Source organism: Wolbachia endosymbiont (group A) of Pherbina coryleti, assembly GCF_964026875.1.
Taxonomy (GTDB): domain Bacteria; phylum Pseudomonadota; class Alphaproteobacteria; order Rickettsiales; family Anaplasmataceae; genus Wolbachia; species Wolbachia pipientis.
Window position 1 is genome coordinate 612,962 of the sequence record NZ_OZ034706.1, and the last position, 16,980, is coordinate 629,941.

The window sequence follows — 16,980 nt, forward strand, 5'->3', positions numbered from 1 at the left end:
CTGCTTAGTAAATTTCTTAAACATTCAAACTAAGGTGAGTTGCATTCAAAAGCAGCTAAATTGCAGTGTTTAAGACTTAAAAAACGCCAATACTGAAAATAGACAATGACCAGGGCTTCTTTTGCCTTTTTTTTCATTTGGTAAATTTCTTAATATTCATAGCTAAACGACAACCGTTATTCCGCTACTTGTTAGCGGCTGAGATACCGCGAATGAATCGCGGTATGACGGTTCGCGGTGACATGACGATAAGCCTTGTCATTCTAGCGCGTGGCGCTGGAATCCAGACTTTATAGCTCTTTTTACAATAATCCGAACAGACCGTAATATGCTACTGGCCTGCTATAGCCATAAACACATATCTTATCGCATTCGGACTATTATAAGAAAGGCTATAACTGATATGATTACAGAAAGAGAATTTATTAGGTATTCATAGACACTGAAAGTGGTCAGCTTGACCACTTTCAAGTAAAGAAAACTACGTTTATGCCTCCAATAATTTCTATGGATGATTCTTTACTGCACCGTCTTCACAAATCACACCTCCTGGTGTTATTTTTGAAACGACTACAGGAGCGCCAAAAAACACAGCAGTAAATGCACCGAGTGCAAAAAGCGCTGGCCACGGCATTCTACCGAATATTGCAAGCAACGCTGCACCAATTATCACTATTGTGATCATTGGCCCACCTATGCCGTGAGTATAGCCTATTATCTTGCATATCACTGATGATGTTGTATCACTTTCATCAACAAAAACGGTGTTGGTGGTGCCACCACTAGTATTAGCATTTGCATCAAACGCAAAGGAGAGAATTAACGCCACAAGTAGAAGAAAATTTTTCATTACGCCTCCTATAATTTCTGTTTCATGTTTGATTATCTATCGCTTTGATTAAATTTAAGTAAATGGTGAGGGTTCTAGTAAATTTGTCATCCTATCAGTTTATAAAAATTCCCGGATCTCAGTGTTATTCACTTGGACAACATTTATACAATTGTGGAATAATGGTGCTCCTTTAAGAAGCACCGTTTAGCTAATGCTTTTCTAAATCTGCAGCGCCTATTTTTTACACGCTCCTGTACTTGTATCCCAGTTGGTACCATCAGGGCAAGCAGTTGCACCATTTTTACAAATCACACCGCCTGGTACTATTTTTGAAACAACTACAGGTGCACCAAAAAACACAGCAGTAAATGCACCGAGTGCAAAAAGCGCTGGCCACGGCATTCTGCCAAATATTGCAAGCAATGCTGCACCAATTATTACTATTGTGATCATCGGTCCACCTATGCCGTGAGTATAGCCTACTATTTTGCATATTGTGTTTGACGTTGCGTCATCAGTAACACTGCTAGCAAAAACATTATCAAATGCAAAGAAGAGAATTAACGCCACTAGTAGAAGAAAATTTTTCATTATGCCTCCTATAATTTCTATGGATTCTTCGCTACTGCACCGTCTTTACAAATCACACCTCCTGGTGTTATTTTTGAAACGACTACAGGAGCGCCAAAAAACACAGCAGTAAATGCACCGAGTGCAAAAAGCGCTGGCCACGGCATTCTGCCGAATATTGCAAGCAACGCTGCACCAATTATCACTATTGTGATCATTGGGCCACCTATGCCGTGAGTATAGCCTATTATCTTGCATATCACCGATGATGTTGTATCATTTGTATCAACAAAAGTAGTAGGAGGAGCATTTGCATCAAATGCAAAGGAGAGAATTAATGCCACAAGTAGAAGAAAATTTTTCATTATGCCTCCGATAATTTCTATTTAATGCTGGATTATCTACCATTTTGATTAAATTTAAGTAAATGGTGAGGATTTTTTTGCTTAAAAGTATCCTTTATTTCATTTAGAATACTTTTCTTGGTTCGTTTATATTACAGTGCTACAGAAATTTTACAGCATCGTTTATTGTCTTTATCGTGCTTTGATTGACACAATTTATAATGATGGAGTGGAGCATGCAGGGTATTTATCATTTTTAATTCTGTTATCAATATTTCCTTTTCTCATCGTTTTAATGGCTGTGGCGTCAACATTCGCAAATTTTTTAGACCAGTACAACATTGGCTGGGTATTTATCATTGATAACATGCCACAGGATATTTTATCATCTTTGATGCCGCGTATTAGGGAGATAATATCAGGCCCGCCGCAAAGCTTACTAACTTTAGCAATTGTAGGTGCTGTTTGGACCGCTTCATCGACAATTGAAGGGCTTAGAACAATACTCAATAAGGCCTATAAAGTTCCGGTTTCGCCGCCTTATATATTAAGAAGAGTACTAAGTATATTACAATTTTTAGTAATCACGCTTATTATAACTCTAACTATAGTGTTTTCTACACTAGTACCAATGCTAATTGATTTTTCCTATCAGGGGCTAAGTTATACTAGGTATTTACTTATTGAATTTGTACTTTTCGCAGTAGTCTCTTGGCTATATTTTATGTTACCAAACATAAAACAAAATTTATCAGACGTATTTCCTGGATCTTGTGTAGCTGTTATTCTTTGGACGATTTCTGCTTCAGCTTTTAAGCAATATTTAAAAGCTTCCTTTGACCAACTGGATTTGATATATGGAAGTTTAGGTGGTGTGGTAGTGTCATTACTATTTTTTTATATGCTAAGTTTGATTTTTATATATGGAGCAAAATTCAATTTTCAGCTAAAATATTTCAATGGATCTCGCTAAGGAGAAAGAAATGGGTAAGTTAGAAGGTAAAGTAGCTTTAATCACCGGAGCTTCAGGTGGAGTAGGCTCTGCTGTTGCAAAAAGGTTTATAAGAGAAGGTGCATGTGTGATTCTGATTTCAAGATCTCTTGATAATCTCAAGCCACTATATAATGAAATTGAAGAGCTTGAAGAATTTAAAGAAGGCTCTGTGAAACTAATTCAGCTTGATCTTTTAGACTTTGAGAATGTAAAGATACTGACAAACATGATAGAAAGCCTGAAATTATCAGAATCTGGAGCACTTGATATATTAGTTGCGTGTGCTGGAATTTTAGGCAAACTGAACCCCATTCATGACTGTGAGATTGAAGAGCTACAGAACGTAATGAATACAAATTTTACTGCCAATTGGTACTTACTAAAAAACTTAGATCCAATGCTAAAAAAGTCTAATGCTGGAAGAGCGATATTCATGACCTCAGAAGTGACACTTTCTCCTTCCTCTTATCCATATTGGATGCCGTATGCTGCAAGTAAAGTTGCACTAGAAATAATGGTGCAGATATATGCATCTGAGACAAAACATACAAAATTATGTGTAAATGCTGTATACACGGAAGGACCTGTGGGTAGTGAGCAGGCATTTCCTGGATCTGAATTGGTGTCACCTGATAAACTGACAGATAAATTTGTGGAATTAGCTTCTGAAGACTGCAGCATATCAGGAAAAATCTTACCGCTCAGCAAATCTCCCGAATAAATTACCATAGTATCTGCAAAGATACCGTTAAGCCCACAACTGTTGTAAGTTAAAAATATGATATAAAGGAGATAAGAGGGAAGATAACCCTACTCACTATAGGAATAGAGTTATCACGGGCGTGTGCGACCGACCAACTGTTGGTATTATAACCGTTCGGATCAAGGTACACTAGCCCATCTCTCGATACGTTTGAATAGTTGCATGGGACATATGTATGCACCCGTTTACAATCTTAAATTAATTAAAACTAATCGAGGTTATTATGATTACATCTTATCAAAATTTTATTGGCATTGATATTGGAAAATTTAAAAATGTTGTTGCAGTTCACAAACAGAAGAACGCTGTCGAATTCGACAATGATACTGCTGGCTGGCAACAATTGTTTCAAGATTTTTCAAATATCTTACCTAATTCTTTAGTAACTCTGGAAAACACTGGAAAATATGAGCTTGGCTTAGCACATTTTCTTGTTGATAAAGATATTGCTGTACATCGAGCTAATACTCGCAAAGTAAAAAGCTTTGTTCTATCTCATGGAACTTTAGCAAAGTCTGATCAATCAGATGCAAGAGCCCTTGCTCAGTATGGGTTTGAACGCTATAGTACTCTATCTCTATTTGCACCTATGTCAAAAGAACAAACAACCTTAGTTGCACTTTGTCAACGTCGTGATGACATTACAAAAATGAGAGCTCAAGAGAAATCTAGGCTTGCAGCACCTGAAAACGACCATATAAAAGAAAGCTGTCAGAAAACTATTGAATTCTTTAATAGCCAGATAGATGAGCTCAACAATACCATACAAAAAATTATTGATGAGAATCCAGAGTTACAAAAGCGCCAAAAAATCCTTAAAACAGTTCCAGGAATAGGTGCAAAATTATCTCAAGATTTTCTGTGTCTAATGCCAGAACTTGGTTATGTAAGTAGGGGAGAAATTGCAAGTCTTGCTGGAGTTGCACCTCATCCGAAAGAAAGTGGTAAAACTATTGGTTATCGCAGAATAAGTGGTGGCAGAAGCAACGTTCGTGAAAAGCTTTTTACAGCTGCGATGTCTGCTTCAAGGTCTAAGTCTGCGCTTGGTGCCTTCTATTCAAGGCTTGTTGGTAAAGGTAAAAAGAAGATGGTGGCTATGACAGCTCTAATGCGTAAAATCATAGTAATTGCCAATGCGAGGCTTAAAGAAGCAGTCAATGTGAATTAAAAAAATCTGCATAGAAAATAGGTTAACGAATATGTGGATAAATACGTCTACACACATTTAAAGTATTTATACACATATTCGTTAACCATAAGATCTAAGCAGTAACTGTTGTTTGATACAAAATTTTTCTATGATTAAGTTAGGGTTTTTATTGTCAAAAATGCACTTTTTACTCGAATAAAAAACAAAATTACAAACAAAAGTTGTAATGAAACTAAATTCAAAAAATTTTAAAAAACATAGTTGATATGAACATTGTGATTTGAGAGTAATCTCCACTAGGAAGGATGTCATCCCAGTGCCTCTATGGTGTCATTCTAGTGCTTGACACTGGAATCTAGTCTTTATTATGCAGCCACTTATTTAAAGTTAAGTTTTCTGGATCCCAGATGGCTTTGTTGCATCGCTAGCTATGATGGATTAAAGATAAAAAAGGTGGAGAATATCAGTAGCTTATTATTCTGGTATTTATAACAAGAACGGTCAGTGAATACCTAAATTTGAGTAAAAGAAATTTCACTACCACTCACTAATCCGGCTAAAATTCAAGAATTTCAATGCTTTAGCTATTTTCAATAGAATTAAATTTATTAATATAAATAACAAGTTACTATTCTTAAATTTGATCAGATTGATTGCAAAAAAAACAAGATTTTCAATAAGTTGCTTATAATCCTAATTATAGTTAGCCTTTCATAAGTAGCGATGCAACAAAGCCATCCCAGACTGGGATGACACCTCTGGGCACTGCCGTCATAAAGGAACCAGTGTCAGCTACTTGAATGACATCATTTGCTGTGCAATTTACCTTCAAAAATGAATGTTTGTACAGCTGTGTGTCAAGCACTGGAATCTGCCACGCAAATTGCAATGTTCGTACAGTTATGCGTCAAGCCTAAAAGTAATTAGCTAATAGGTTTAATAAAAATTCACATATACAGGAAAGATTGGTAACATTACTTGAATAGAGACCGTTATTGTAATTATGCCGAAACGCACAGATATAGAATCTATATTAGTAATAGGAGCAGGCCCAATAGTTATAGGTCAGGCATGCGAGTTTGATTATTCCGGAACGCAAAGCTGTAAAGTATTAAAAAGCGAAGGTTATAAAGTCATTTTGGTTAACTCCAACCCCGCAACTATAATGACAGATCCTGAGTTTTCTGATGCGACGTATATTGAGCCGGTACTGCCTGAAATCATAGAGAAAATTATAATTAAGGAGAGGCCAGACGCAATATTGCCAACAATGGGCGGGCAAACAGCGCTCAATTGTGCAATAAAACTTGCAGATGATGGAGTGTTAGACAAATACAACGTAGAATTAATAGGGGTAAATAGAGAAGCAATAAAAAAAGCAGAGGATAGAGAGTTATTCCGCCAGTCCATGGATAGAATAGGACTGAAATACCCCAAAAGTATCATTATAAAAAATCAAGAACAAATAAAAAAGGCTTTGGACTACGTTGGATTACCAGCAATCATCCGTTCATCATTCACTCTTGGTGGCGCAGGTAGTGGTATAGCATATAATAAAGAGGAGTTTTTCAATATCGCAGAAAGTGCTCTCAAAATTTCGCCAATAAATGAAGTTCAGATAGATGAATCAATTATTGGCTGGAAAGAATATGAAATGGAAGTTATCCGCGATTGTAAAGATAACTGCATAATAGTCTGTTCGATAGAAAATGTTGATCCGATGGGAGTGCACACTGGGGATAGCATAACTGTTGCTCCTGCTTTGACTCTGCGTGACGTAGAATACCAACAGATGAGAAATGCATCTATAGCAGTGCTGAGAGAAATTGATGTTAGTGCCGGTGGTGCAAATGTTCAATTTGCAGTGAATCCTAAAGAAGATGGAAGCCTCGTTGTGATTGAGATGAATCCAAGGGTTTCTCGCTCTTCTGCACTTGCTTCGAAAGCAACAGGCTATCCTATTGCAAAAGTTGTAACTAAACTTGCTATTGGCTATTCGCTCGACGAAATACGTAACGACTGTGCTCCAATAATACCAGCAGCATTCGAACCAGTGATTGATTATATCGTCACTAAAATTCCTCGATTTGAGTTTGAGAAATTTAAAGGAACGAATTGTGAACTATCAACCTCCATGAAATCAGTGGGAGAAGTAATGTCTATAGGCCGCACTTTTAATGAGTCACTGCAGAAAGCTTTTCGTTCACTTGAAACTGATCTTACAGGACTTGATGAAGTGTTTCCTGAGAACATTGATATTGATCACGTAAAATCTCAATTAGCAAAATTGCTACCAAACAGATTACTGATTGCTGCTGACGCAATGCGCCACGGAATTAGCATAGAAGAAATAAATTCGATTACAGGATATGACTTATGGTTTCTGCAAAATATACAGCAAATTATATTAACTGAACAAAAAATCAAGGAAAATGGATTTCCTGGAACTGCGTACGAAATGTTAGAGCTGAAAAAAATGGGATTTTCAGATGCAAGATTAGCAAAGTTAAGTAATAGACCTACCTCTGTCATTCCAGTACCCTCTAATGTCATCCCAGTGCGTGACACTGGGATCCAGCCAGCGTTACACGCTGGAGATCGAGTAAAACAAATCGAAGAAATAAGAAAAAAATTTGGCATTAAACAAGTTTATAAACGCGTAGACACCTGTGCAGCTGAATTTGAATCAAGCACTGCTTATATGTATGGCTGCTATGAGGGTGATGTTGAAAATAAAACGGAATGTGAGGCGAATATTTCTGACCGAGAAAAGGTTGTCATTTTAGGAAGTGGTCCAAACCGCATTGGTCAAGGTATTGAGTTTGATTATGCATGCGTACATGCAGCTTCTGCCGCCAAAGAAATGGGGTATGAAACAATAATGATCAACTGTAATCCAGAAACTGTTTCAACTGACTACGATACCGCTGATCGTTTATATTTCGCCCCACTGATTGCAGAGGATGTGCTTGAAATACTAAGTAAAGAGCAAGAAAATGGCACACTGGTTGGTGTGATAGTTCAAATAGGTGGTCAAACACCTTTAAAGTTAGCCAAAGTGCTTAACGAGAGAGGTTTCAAAATTCTGGGAACTTCGTTTGATTCTATTGACCTTGCAGAAGATCGCATGAGATTTAAAAACCTTGCTTTGCAACTTAATTTAAAACAACCTGAAAGTTCTATCTGCCATTCAGTAGAAGAAGCGTTAACCAACGCAGAAAAGGTGGGGTTTCCACTAGTAGTCAGGCCATCATATGTCCTCGGCGGTCAGTCTATGTCGATTAGACACGATACTCAGAGCTTTAAAGAGTACGTCTTAGATCAAACTAAAATCTTTGAGCATGGTTCGCTGCTTCTTGATAAATTTTTAGTCAATGCAGTTGAGGTTGACGTTGATGCTGTATGTGATGGGGAAAAAGTTTTCATTGCAGCGGTCATGGAGCATATTGAAGAAGCTGGTATCCACTCTGGTGATTCAACATGCTCAATACCGACAAATACATTGAGTGACGAAGTAATAAAAGAGATCGAGCTCCAAACTGAGAGAATAGCATTAGCATTAAAAGTGAAAGGTCTGATAAACATTCAGTTTGCTGTTCAAGAGAATAGACCTCTTGCAGAACCTGTTTGTGATGAGAAATCTTTAGGAAAAGTGCAGATGAGCACCACAGAATACTCGAATGTATTTGAGGAGCGCAGACAAGCTTTGACGACAAAATTGCCTTCAGAAATCGAGTTATGCAAGAGGTCTAGTGATGTATACATACTTGAAGTGAATTTAAGGGCTAGTCGAACCGTTCCTTTTATTTCCAAGGTAATCAATATTCCTATTGCAAAGCTTGCCACTCAGGTTATTTTGGGTAAAAAATTGAATCAGGAAAACAAGCCTTTCAATCATTTTGCAGTTAAAGCTGCTGTTTTTCCATTCACGCGTTTTTCGGGAATTGATACTCTACTTGGTCCTGAAATGAAATCAACAGGAGAAGTGATGGGAATTGACTCATCATTTGAAGCTGCACTTGCAAAAATGCACATGGCTGCAGGATACAAGTTACCAACAGAAGGAACAGCTCTGGTTTCAGTAAAAGATGATGATAAAGAGTATATATTGCCTGTTGTACGAATGTTGAAAGAACTGAGTTTTGAAATATATGCAACCAAAGGTACAGCTTCTTATCTGAATAATAATGGCATTGCTGCACAAACTGTAAATAAAGTGAGAGAAGGCAGACCCCACATAGTTGATATGCTCAAAGATGGAAAAATAAATCTAGTGATCAATACCTCAAAAGGTGTGAAATCAGTTTCAGATAGCAAAGATATCAGGAGAACTGCTATTTTGCAAAATATAGCTTACAGTACCACAGCTTCTGGGAGTAAAGCGTTAGTGCTTGCAATTCAATATGTAAAGAATAGCAAATTGGAAGTGAAATCATTACAGCAGATACAAAACGGTTAAATATCAAAACTAGAATAATTCACTCTCAAAATGCTAAAGAGAACATAATAAAAAGATGGAAATTTTGAAGGAAATAGTATACCTAAAGAATCAACTAGCGTAATTGAACAGCCAAATGCTGCAACGAATACTCCACAATCTTACCTAGAGGACACTTCCCTTATATGTTAAGAACAAGTCTTTATAAATATCAAAGTAGTGATATTAAAGACACACAGAGAAGAGGAACCGTCACGCCCCTTGATTATAAGAATCGTTGTTCAGCAAGGTTCTCTTCTCTGGTTTATTATACTGAAAGTTCCGAACAACTGATTGAGCTTTTAGGCTCGTATATAAGGCTGGAAAATGCAGTATATGTTATTATTACGGAGGAATTATGAATTCATCAAACATTATTGCTGGCATTGATGTTAGCAAAAGTAAATTAGATCTCCACATTCACCCACTTGAGCATTATAAAATATTTGAAAACAATGTACAATCCATTGATGAAATGCTGGACTTTTTACGTTTGCATAATGTAACCAAAATTGGTCTTGAGGCAACTGGTGGATACGAAAAATTATGTGCCTATACTTTACTAAGCAATGGTTTTGAGGTGTACGTCATTCAACCAAGGTGGGAGAGACTATGCTAAAAGCCTTGGTATTACTACAAAAACTGATAAAATAGACTGCAGTATCATCTCACGTTATATTAATAATACAGATATGCGTGTTACTCCTTTAACAGTTAGTAATGGTAATATTGATTGCTTGAAACAAAAATTATCTCGTAGAAACCAACTTGTAGAAATAGCAAAAATACAAAAAACCCAAATCCAACAGGTAACTGATACATCTATAATCAAACAAATAGAGGAACTTCTTGCAATTTTACGTAATCAAATTAAAACTTTAGAAGATGAAATGATTACATTTATCGATCAAAACCAAGAGCTTAAAAGAAAATATATATCAATAACTATATAGTAGCGGGATGACGGTTTTTCAAATTATCGGTAAATCTAAGTCAGTTTAGCTATAGGCAGCAATTTTCTGTATTTATTTTAAATTGAAGAAAGCTCAAATGAAAGATCGTGTTTTGCTAAAAATCACAGAATGCAGTCTGGTTACTATTTAAAAGGATATGTTCAAAAAACTGTGTCAAATCAACTCATACACTTCATTACCAACTTCATGATGAAGTTCCGCAGTTGGATGGAAATAATCAAAAAAGAAATAATCCTTTAGTGTTTCTTTGCTACACCCAGGGTTATAGTGAACGTCAAGTTCCCCTTTAAATATCAACTTTAAGAGTATTTTTATATTTTCTTTAAATCTCCCAACTTGGTCTGCAATGTTCGATGTGCATGCATCTTGACAATTTAAACCTTTGCTCTTGTATTCGCTAAACATACTTCTCATTTTAGAATTAAGATCAAATGCTTTTATTTCAAGATTTGTACTTTTCTTCATATAATCTAAGCCTTTAGCCAGTTTTGCATTGAAACTCTCCGTGAGCTTTGTAGCTAATTCCCTTGCTTCTTCATCTCTATTAAAAGCTGGTATTGAGCCAACTTCAGGTGCATTTGCAACAACTACATGCTTAACACCATGTTCATTTAGAACCTTAAGTGCATTACATATTTCACTCACTGCTTGTTCCAACACTTCTTCCGCTTTAGTATCGTCATAAGCAGTGGCAACCATAACATCATTTCCGCCGATTATGATGCAAAATAAATCTTCTTTACCTATATCTGGATGATGTTTAATTACTGCATCTAGCTGGTTAGCTAAACGAAATTTATTGAAGAAATAAGAAAAAATAGGGTCAAAAATTTCAGATGCTGTTGCATATGAAACTGCGTAATTCTGACCTTGCTGTTCGTGGCATCTCCCAAAAAATGAATAACTCCACCCAGGTTTAAATTCATCTAAATCTAAATATTTTGCTATATATTCAACAGCAGTAGGGCCATTGCTAAAAGATCTTCCTTGATAAAAAGGATCATCAAATTTTACGCTTTTTGCAAAGGATAAATTATTTAAAATTCCAATGATTGCGCCATTATCGGATAAGCTATCACCCAGAACATAAAAATTTCTATACTTTGAATTAGAATTGTCATTTTTGTTTGTCATAATATTTACCGTAGATTAGCATGTTGTTTCATTAGATTCATAGAAAAAGAAAAATAGCGGTGAAATTATACAACTTTGGCCTAACTTGCTCTCCACTTTTTCCGGGCAAAATCAGCTTCTTCTTAACTTGACACGTATACTTAAAAGAACCCTCTAAGTTTTCTAGCACGGCTTGGATGTTTCAACTTGCGCAGTGCTTTTGCCTCTATTTGCCTAATTCTCTCACGTGTTACATTAAAAATTTTTCCTACTTCTTCTAAGGTATGTTCCTTCCCATCTTTACCAAGGCCAAAACGCATTCTTAAAATTCTTTCTTCCTTTGGTGTTAAAGTTGCAAGAACATTGGTTGTAATGCCACGCAAGTCAGCAAGTATTGCAGCATCCTCTGGCCTGGAGACTCGCTTGTCTTCTATACAATCACCAAAGGTACTACTATCATCTTTTCCTGTTGGAGCTTCAAGACTTACTGGATCCCTTGCTATTTTCATAACTTTGCGTATTCTTTCCAGTGGCATTGTCAGTTCTACACTCAATTCCTCTAACGTCGGCTCTCTTCCCATCTCATGAGTCATCTTTCTTAATGCTCTGTTGATTTTACTGATAATTTCCACCATATGAACTGGTATTCTAACTACTTTAGACTGCTCAGGTATTGCTCTAGTGATTGATTGTCTTACCCACCAAGTGCCATAAGTTGAAAATTTATATCCACGTTTGTAATCAAACTTATCCACGGCCTTCATAAGACCAATATTGCCTTCTTGTATCAAATCAAGCAGATCAAGGCCTCTTTTTGAATACTTCTTAGCAATGGAAACTACTAGCCTTAAGTTAGCCTTAATCATTTCTTGCTTTGCTTCAGAGACTTCTCGTTCGTGTTTTTGTATTCTCTTGATTAGCTCCTTAAATTCTTGTACGTTATCTTCCTGTATATGCTGCTTAATACCGTTCAAGGTACTAGCTATATGTTCAGAGTTATTGTCTATAAACCTTAAAAATTTGTTTTTTAATTCACCTGTAAAAGAGGACTGATTTTCATTGATCTTTAAAAGACTTATCTTTTTCAATTCGTGCTTTAAAAGCACGTCATCATAAACTTTATAGAAACTTTCTCTATCGATATCGTATTTTCTAGCCTCAGCAATAAGATTAGCCTCTTCAAGCGTAATGGATCTATTTATCTTATAAAGTTCTTGTGTAATTCTGGCAACAGCAGCATCACTTAACTTAATTTGTAATGCTATAGACCATATTTGATTATACAAATTTTCTAGCTCATTAGAGAAATTTTTAGAATTTTTTCTTAATATCAACGCTTCATTTGTTAAAGTAATTATCTCATCCAATGCAACTATGACCTTTGGCAATAAGTCACTTTCCATTTCAAGAATAGAAACATTTAAATTGACTGAACTTATATCTTCATTATTACCGTCTTTCTCATCATCACTTTTTTTACTATCTTTCTCATCATCACTACAGTACTCAGCATCTTCAGAAACATCCTCAGAATCCTCAACATCTTCAGCACTTTCTTCACTCTCTTCACTTTCTTCTTTGGGTACCACATTAAAATCAGAGTTATAAATTGCATCCAGATCTATAATTTCTCTCAGTAAGAGAGCTCCATTACTTAAATCATCACGCCATACTTTTATCACCTTTAATGTTACTGATGTTTCAATTATTGCACGTAACATGTTATGCTTTTCAGATTCAATTTTTTTTGCTATCTCGATTTCATCTGCCCTTGATAAAAGCTTTACGGAGCTCATGTCTTGTAAATAAATCCTCACTGGATCATCATTTTGTACTAAAGTTGCAGTAACATTTGGCGATGTGTCATCATCATCAAGTTTACTATCATCACTGTTGGAAGGAATATCTTCTTCATCTTCGCTACTTTCAAGCACATTAATTCCGGAATCCTGCAATAAAGATATAGCATCATCTATAAAGTCAGACGAAAAATTTTCATCTGATAATTTATCATTTATATCATCAAAGGTGATAAAACCACCCTTTTTTATACTCTTAGTTACCAGATCTTTGATAATTTTTTTCTTATCTTCTGCATCATTAATAGTTGACATCATTACCTTTATAGTTTATAATTTTATTTCTTATTAACAAACAAACTTACAACGAGCAAGTCTATAATTTTACTTTTAACTTGTGGCTATTTGTTACTTCATATAGTTTAAGATACTGTTAATTTATGTACACTTGTCTTAATCGATTGTTCCATACTTTTCTTCCATTTTTACTGCTATGGATAATCCAACTGAAAATGTTGCAATTCCAACCACTATAGCAGTAAGCATTAAAACATGGGGTATAGGATTGCTATATGAATAAAAATTTGAAACCAATATAGGAGGCAAGGAACTTTTTATATATCCTAGAGATATGTAAAATAACAAAACAGATGCTTGGAAGACGCTTACCCCTATCATTTTCTTGATTAAATTTTTATCGTTTATAATAATATATAAACCTAGCACCATTAATACAATAATAATCGTATAATTATATAAAGTCATTGTTTTTTCCTACGAGCAAAATTTATATATATAATTAACATAGAGGAGCAGACAGTAAATGCTACACCTAATTCCACCAAAAAAATACCTAATTTTTGACCGGTTCTATTATTGGTTAACAAGATATCATAAGATAAAAAATTTTGGCCAAGTAAAGTTGTTGCAACGCCCGTTCCTCCATAAATTAAAATACCTAACACGTTAGTCAATCTAATCACAGAATAAGGTATTGCTTTTAGAGTTGTAGATACACCAAATAGCATTGAATATAATATTATCCCGGAGGCAATAATTATTCCTGCTTGAAAACCTCCACCCGGAGTGTAATCACCGTGAAATTGTATGTATAAACCAAATAAAATGATAAAAGGTATCATCAAAAATGTTACTGCATTTAATATCGGATCTTTAATCATTTTCTTTTTCTTCTTTTAATATCAACGTTATACAAAGCGCAGCAGTAAAAACTACTATAGTTTCTCCAAACGTGTCATAACCACGAAAGCTTGCCAAAATAGCTGTCACTATATTAGGAATACCGGTAGCTTTTTCGGTATTTTCCACATAATAAGGAGCAACATGCAAGTGGATCGGAGCATTGTGGCTGCCAAAATCTGGCAATTGAATCATAAAATATGACAAACATACAGCCAGAAATAACATAAAAAAAAGCGTTATAGGGTTATGAGATAGATTTACTTTATGATTCTTTATCAAGGAGAGTGCTGCAAACGTAAAAACTGTACTGAGCCCCGCACCAACAGAAGCTTCAGTAATTGCAACATCAGGTGCATTCATAATTAAGTATATAAGCGCAATCAGTGAACTAAATACACACATTAGAACAGCACTTACGACTAAATGTCGCGAGAAAACTATAAAAACCGTAACTGTTAGTAACAACAAAAGTAACACTACATTTAATATTTCTAACACCTTAGCCTTCTTTAACAGTTTTTTTCTTAACTTTATAATGAGTGCGCGCTAAAATATAGCTATTAGTTGAGTTAGCTACCCATATTATAAAAATTAATAATACTATTTTAACAGTATTGATTGAAAATCCATTCTGCAAAGCAAAACCAATTAACAATAACGTTGCACCGCTAGAATCTGTAATACCTGCTGCATTTAACCTAGTATAGAAATCAGGAAATCTGATCACCCCTATATTTGAAATAATTATCAAACAAATACCTAAAAATATGAAAATGGATCCTATCATAAATTATCAAAACAACATTAATCTCATTAGTGCTATAGTTGATATAAAGCTAACGCTAGCATACAACAATGCTATATCAATTAAAAAAAAATTATTCAGAATGATTGATATTGCTGTTATAAGTACAACTACTTGCGTTGAGAAATTATTGAACGCTAAAACCTTATTGTACACATCATTTGACTTAGACACTATGCAACACAACATTACACTCATACAGAACAACAGTGTATAGATAGCAATGCAAATCATTTAAAGACTATGTGACTTCAGTAGATTTCTAAACGGATACTTCTTCATCGCCATCTTGATCATTTATTTCATCATCTATTTCACCATCCACTTCATAATCTTGGCTTTCTTGACTTGCATCAAGATCTGTGTTATCAGAAAAATTTAATAAATTCGCTAGCTTACTTGTATTACTGCTGTAAACATTATTCATATTTCCTTTCATGTATTCCTTGCATCTACCTACCAAAAGGCTAAACAGCTCATGAGTATCCACCTGTTTTCCTGCTATTTCATGTAAGGAAACTATGGTATTTTTATGACCTTTAAACTTAGCTGCTTGAATTGGATTACTTGCCCCTGTATTTAAATCATGTGTTCTTTGACTTGCCAACAGAACCAATTTGAAACGGTTACTTACCCGTTCTATACACTTTTCTACAATAGACTCAGCCATAAGATACTACCTTAATAAGTTTTATACTATATCACAAAAAACAAGTTGTCAACTTTGTATCTATTGCGATTCAACTTCATGTTTTACTTTTTCTGCCTCAGATTTTATTTCTTGGCTTTCTGTCATCGTGATTGTTATCTCATGATCAAGTTTTTTTAGAAATCCTAACAATCGCTCTAAAGAAAAACCATCTATTTTACCATTTTTAATTTGCGATACCTTTGGCTGATCAATACCAAGTTTCTCAGCTGCAAAAGCCTGAGTCCAAGCATTTTTTTCTATAATTTTATTTATTATATAAAGCAACTTTGTTTTTATTCCTGCACTGTCTAAGTTATTTAACGATATTATTTCCATAATTCTTACACTCACATATCAATTAACTTTATTAAATATTATAACATAATATTTAATATACCAAGATATTAATATCATGTAACTTGTCAATAATTATATGATATCAATATTTAAAACTTTAAGTTGATTATATATTAATATTTTTATCAAATTTCTAGTAATTTTAAATTACCATTTTACCATCAGTCTATCTGAAAAAACCATTTATAGAAAGAATAAGCTAAGATTACAAAGCTTGAAATACAAAAATAATTATTTTATAAATTTATCTTACATAAGAAGTTTATATCTCTATATCTTAATATAAATATTTGTTTAAATTTTTAAAATTTCTATTTTAACGAGAATTCTATATATTATATTTATAATATAATTTAAATATTTGTTGCTTTTTAGCTGGAACATTATTTAGTTAGTAAGTAAAATTGTGTTGAATATGACAAAAATAAAAAAAGATATTGCTGTTATTATGGGAAGTGAGTCAGATTACACCACTATGGTCCATACCGTTGATATGTTAAAAGCATTAGAAGCTTCACATGACATATTCATAATATCTGCACATAGAACGCCAGAAAGGCTCTTCAATTTTGCTAAATCTGCACAAGAAGAAGGTTTTAAGGTTATTATAGCTGGTGCAGGAGGTGCAGCTCATTTACCTGGTATGGTTGCGTCACTAACTTGTTTACCAGTTATCGGTGTTCCTGTGCATAGTAAACAATTAAATGGGCTGGACAGTCTACTCTCTATAGTTCAAATGCCAAAGGGTGTTCCAGTTGCAACCATGTCTATAGGAGAAAATGGAGCATATAATGCTGCCATTACTGCCGTATCTATATTGTCAATTTCCAACAGTGAAATTGCAGGTAGGTTAAAAAAGTGGAGAGAGAAACAGACCAAAGAAGTAAAAGAAAAACCAGTTTCATAAT

At 34.7% G+C, this 16,980-nt stretch carries 20 protein-coding genes; 7 read left to right on the forward strand and 13 right to left on the reverse strand.

From position 1 onward, the window contains the following. Positions 1-505: 505 nt before the first annotated feature. The 3 genes from AAGD87_RS03130 to AAGD87_RS03140 all read right to left on the reverse strand — a co-directional run bounded on the left by AAGD87_RS03130 (position 506) and on the right by AAGD87_RS03140 (position 1,767). A complete protein-coding gene (locus tag AAGD87_RS03130) occupies positions 506-850 on the reverse strand; it encodes a TrbC/VirB2 family protein (protein WP_264339216.1) in 345 nt (114 codons plus the stop codon). Between the two features lie 216 nt (positions 851-1,066). Then, positions 1,067-1,423: a TrbC/VirB2 family protein gene (locus AAGD87_RS03135; RefSeq protein WP_250295293.1), complete on the reverse strand. Its 357-nt coding sequence runs from the start codon at positions 1,421-1,423 to the stop codon at positions 1,067-1,069. A gap of 17 nt (positions 1,424-1,440) precedes the next feature. Next, a complete protein-coding gene (locus AAGD87_RS03140; protein WP_264339217.1) occupies positions 1,441-1,767 on the reverse strand; it encodes a TrbC/VirB2 family protein in 327 nt (108 codons plus the stop codon). Between the two features lie 136 nt (positions 1,768-1,903). Between AAGD87_RS03140 and AAGD87_RS03145 the strand changes: the two genes are divergently transcribed. The 3 genes from AAGD87_RS03145 to AAGD87_RS03155 all read left to right on the forward strand — a co-directional run bounded on the left by AAGD87_RS03145 (position 1,904) and on the right by AAGD87_RS03155 (position 4,671). Continuing rightward, positions 1,904-2,719 (forward strand): YihY/virulence factor BrkB family protein, encoded by an 816-nt coding sequence (locus tag AAGD87_RS03145; RefSeq protein WP_341817753.1) that lies wholly within the window; start codon positions 1,904-1,906, stop codon positions 2,717-2,719. Next, entirely contained in the window at positions 2,706-3,461 is a 756-nt protein-coding gene (locus AAGD87_RS03150) for an SDR family oxidoreductase (RefSeq protein ID WP_012673418.1), read from the forward strand. The genes AAGD87_RS03145 and AAGD87_RS03150 overlap by 14 nt, the downstream gene beginning before the upstream one ends. A 265-nt stretch (positions 3,462-3,726) precedes the next feature. Beyond that, complete coding sequence (locus AAGD87_RS03155) at positions 3,727-4,671, forward strand: IS110 family transposase (RefSeq protein ID WP_264336326.1); 945 nt, start codon at positions 3,727-3,729, stop codon at positions 4,669-4,671. Positions 4,672-5,356: 685 nt separating this feature from the next. Here the strand turns inward: AAGD87_RS03155 and AAGD87_RS03160 are convergent. Continuing rightward, positions 5,357-5,518, reverse strand: coding sequence for a hypothetical protein (locus tag AAGD87_RS03160; protein WP_238514577.1), 162 nt, complete (start codon positions 5,516-5,518; stop codon positions 5,357-5,359). A 138-nt stretch (positions 5,519-5,656) separates the two neighbouring features. Between AAGD87_RS03160 and carB the strand changes: the two genes are divergently transcribed. The 3 genes from carB (at position 5,657) to AAGD87_RS03175 (ending at position 10,083) form a co-directional block, all read left to right on the forward strand. Continuing rightward, entirely contained in the window at positions 5,657-9,112 is a 3,456-nt protein-coding gene (gene carB, locus AAGD87_RS03165) for a carbamoyl-phosphate synthase large subunit (RefSeq protein ID WP_341817754.1), read from the forward strand. Between the two features lie 376 nt (positions 9,113-9,488). Continuing rightward, positions 9,489-9,749 carry an IS110 family transposase gene (locus AAGD87_RS03170; RefSeq protein ID WP_010082049.1) on the forward strand — a complete coding sequence of 87 codons (261 nt, stop codon included), beginning with the start codon at positions 9,489-9,491 and terminating at the stop codon, positions 9,747-9,749. Between the two features lie 73 nt (positions 9,750-9,822). Then, positions 9,823-10,083 (forward strand): hypothetical protein, encoded by a 261-nt coding sequence (locus AAGD87_RS03175; protein ID WP_007548520.1) that lies wholly within the window; start codon positions 9,823-9,825, stop codon positions 10,081-10,083. Positions 10,084-10,257: 174 nt separating this feature from the next. Here AAGD87_RS03175 and AAGD87_RS03180 read toward each other — a convergent pair whose 3' ends face one another. The 9 genes from AAGD87_RS03180 to AAGD87_RS03220 form a co-directional block, all read right to left on the reverse strand. After that, complete coding sequence (locus AAGD87_RS03180; RefSeq protein WP_010082050.1) at positions 10,258-11,238, reverse strand: SGNH/GDSL hydrolase family protein; 981 nt, start codon at positions 11,236-11,238, stop codon at positions 10,258-10,260. A gap of 140 nt (positions 11,239-11,378) precedes the next feature. After that, the gene (rpoD, locus tag AAGD87_RS03185) at positions 11,379-13,331 is read right to left on the reverse strand and encodes an RNA polymerase sigma factor RpoD (protein ID WP_264339220.1); all 1,953 of its coding nucleotides are present in this window, start codon (positions 13,329-13,331) and stop codon (positions 11,379-11,381) included. 138 nt (positions 13,332-13,469) lie between these two features. After that, on the reverse strand, positions 13,470-13,781 hold the full coding sequence (locus tag AAGD87_RS03190; RefSeq protein WP_006279706.1) for a cation:proton antiporter subunit C: 312 nt from the start codon (positions 13,779-13,781) through the stop codon (positions 13,470-13,472). Next, a complete protein-coding gene (locus AAGD87_RS03195; RefSeq protein ID WP_006279705.1) occupies positions 13,778-14,197 on the reverse strand; it encodes a Na(+)/H(+) antiporter subunit B in 420 nt (139 codons plus the stop codon). The genes AAGD87_RS03190 and AAGD87_RS03195 overlap by 4 nt, the downstream gene beginning before the upstream one ends. Continuing rightward, positions 14,190-14,717: a DUF4040 domain-containing protein gene (locus AAGD87_RS03200; RefSeq protein WP_015589497.1), complete on the reverse strand. Its 528-nt coding sequence runs from the start codon at positions 14,715-14,717 to the stop codon at positions 14,190-14,192. The genes AAGD87_RS03195 and AAGD87_RS03200 overlap by 8 nt, the downstream gene beginning before the upstream one ends. Before the next feature lies 1 nt (position 14,718). Continuing rightward, on the reverse strand, positions 14,719-15,006 hold the full coding sequence (gene mnhG, locus AAGD87_RS03205; protein WP_155969497.1) for a monovalent cation/H(+) antiporter subunit G: 288 nt from the start codon (positions 15,004-15,006) through the stop codon (positions 14,719-14,721). A 6-nt stretch (positions 15,007-15,012) separates the two neighbouring features. Next, positions 15,013-15,258: a monovalent cation/H+ antiporter complex subunit F gene (locus AAGD87_RS03210; protein WP_007548527.1), complete on the reverse strand. Its 246-nt coding sequence runs from the start codon at positions 15,256-15,258 to the stop codon at positions 15,013-15,015. A 28-nt stretch (positions 15,259-15,286) separates the two neighbouring features. Beyond that, entirely contained in the window at positions 15,287-15,694 is a 408-nt protein-coding gene (rpoZ, locus tag AAGD87_RS03215) for a DNA-directed RNA polymerase subunit omega (RefSeq protein WP_007548528.1), read from the reverse strand. 60 nt (positions 15,695-15,754) lie between these two features. Next, positions 15,755-16,051: a helix-turn-helix domain-containing protein gene (locus AAGD87_RS03220; protein ID WP_010081926.1), complete on the reverse strand. Its 297-nt coding sequence runs from the start codon at positions 16,049-16,051 to the stop codon at positions 15,755-15,757. Between the two features lie 436 nt (positions 16,052-16,487). Here AAGD87_RS03220 and purE point away from each other — a divergent pair, with 436 nt between their 5' ends. Next, the gene (purE, locus tag AAGD87_RS03225) at positions 16,488-16,979 is read left to right on the forward strand and encodes a 5-(carboxyamino)imidazole ribonucleotide mutase (protein ID WP_174515715.1); all 492 of its coding nucleotides are present in this window, start codon (positions 16,488-16,490) and stop codon (positions 16,977-16,979) included. Position 16,980: the final 1 nt, after the last annotated feature.